Below are 1,895 nucleotides of genomic sequence, written 5' to 3' on the forward strand. Positions count from 1 at the left end.
AACGAGAAAACTGTCAGAATTTAATAGAAATATTGAGTTCAAAACACCTCCATTAATGCCTTACTGTATTGATTGAGATTCCTAACCATGAACAAGCATTTAATTCGATAAGTGCAAAAAAATTTTGCGCTGGCCCCAAGCTGCCATACTTATTAAATATTGTTAAAATTCTATCTTGGCTCACCTGAAGAATTTTTGCACTGACTTCACTAACCCAATATATTGGGTCATAAATGTGGAAATATCGAATATCATTAATATCTTTACCTGCATCGCGACACAATTGATAACAGCTATTAAAAATAGTGGTAGGCAGTTTAGAAATTATCGAACTGCCCAACCCAATTGTTTCTTGCACATAATTATTAATAAATATCAACCGCTCATAATCATAGGTCTGAATCGTCTTACTATAAACAAGAGAAATACCCGAATCGTAACTCAGTATGGCACAGGCAGCACCATCGCTTAGTAAAGAATTGATTGGATTTTCAGCAGCAAACCAGTGAACATAATTACAAGCAGCGAGTACAGCTACCCGCTTACAGGCTGGATTAGAAAACTGATTCCAACCTAACTCAAGTGCAGTCATTCCACCAGCCGTTCCCAAACTAACAGGAATAACCGGACAGGTAATATTTAGCTGCTGAACAAAATCAATGACTTCTTCATACAGGATGTTCTTTGGCCAAACCAGACTAATAATAATACAATCAAGCTGATTGACATTCATATTCACCTGATATAAAGCTTTAGATAAGCAATTTACCATTAATCTGGTAATAGATTCCTTTTTATCCAGTCGCCATAAGCTACGTCTTTCAGGTAAATGATCATCATTTATTGAAAATATTGTTTTTTTATCATTTTTTCTCAATATATTTAGCTGGCGATCCGGCAAACTAGCTGCACAGGAAATTAACGAAACATGATTAATCATTTATAAGCCCCTTAATTGTTTCAATCCTATCATTAAGCGGTGGAAATACATTTTTATCAATTTTGACATCAATTACGGCTGGATTTCTATTTTTGATTGCCTCAACCATAACCTCCTGTAATTGCTGAGAATTATTAACCTGATAACCATCAGCCCCTAAAGCTCGTCCAAACAAGGCAAAATCTGTATCTGGTATATCGCAATCGAGGGGTTCGCTATTTAACATTGCCAGCCCCTGACGGCACATATTATAGCTGCTGTCATTCATCACCAACCAAATGGCCGGAAAGCGGTAGTGCACTGCGGTACTAACTTCATTTACCATTAACATGGCACCATCACCAATAATTCCAACCGCACACTCTTTGTTGCCTGCGGCAATACCTACTAATCCACAGACATAATGCCCCATAGTCGAAAATGCAGTTCCTACCCGATAGCGGACTGGTTGAGAAAATTTCAGGTGATGACTAGCCCAAAAAAATGAATTTCCAGCTTCGGCAGCTATGTAGCAGTTATTCTGATTAATGGCGACTTTCTGAATGATATTCATAACATCTACTGGATGGATGGTTTCAGCAGAACCATTATTATTTTTAATAACATAATCAGCAAATTCAACCATCAATGCTGGGCATGGCACAGCCGGTTTATGAATCAGTTGTTTCAACAGTGCATTAAGCAACGCTTCGCTAAAGCATTGAATATCACTGTTAAAAATAATAGCATTGGCAGGAAGATTATTTCTTACTTTATCTGGCTCCATACCAATATAAAATAAATCTGTATTGTTAAATTTTTTTTGTAAATAAAATGCGCTGAGTTCGCCGAGGCGAGTTCCTATAATTACCACCACATGGCGAGAACGTAGCACGCTACGCGTGAGCGGCGCAGCGGTGCTGCTTCGGGGATGTTAATGAGTTGAGTACTGTTTTATACTCTGCAGTAGGTTAAT

At 37.8% G+C, this 1,895-nt stretch carries 2 protein-coding genes; both read right to left on the minus strand.

What is annotated here, in order from left to right; all coding sequences use genetic code 11:
- Positions 1 to 52: 52 nt before the first annotated feature.
- Positions 53 to 940 (minus strand): hypothetical protein, encoded by an 888-nt coding sequence (locus G468_RS0117375; RefSeq protein WP_026824077.1) that lies wholly within the window; start codon positions 938 to 940, stop codon positions 53 to 55.
- Positions 933 to 1,814: a thiamine pyrophosphate-dependent enzyme gene (locus tag G468_RS0117380; protein ID WP_026824078.1), complete on the minus strand. Its 882-nt coding sequence runs from the start codon at positions 1,812 to 1,814 to the stop codon at positions 933 to 935. The genes G468_RS0117375 and G468_RS0117380 overlap by 8 nt, the downstream gene beginning before the upstream one ends.
- Positions 1,815 to 1,895 lie beyond the last annotated feature (81 nt).

Source organism: Arsenophonus nasoniae DSM 15247, from assembly GCF_000429565.1.
GTDB lineage: Bacteria > Pseudomonadota > Gammaproteobacteria > Enterobacterales > Enterobacteriaceae > Arsenophonus > Arsenophonus nasoniae.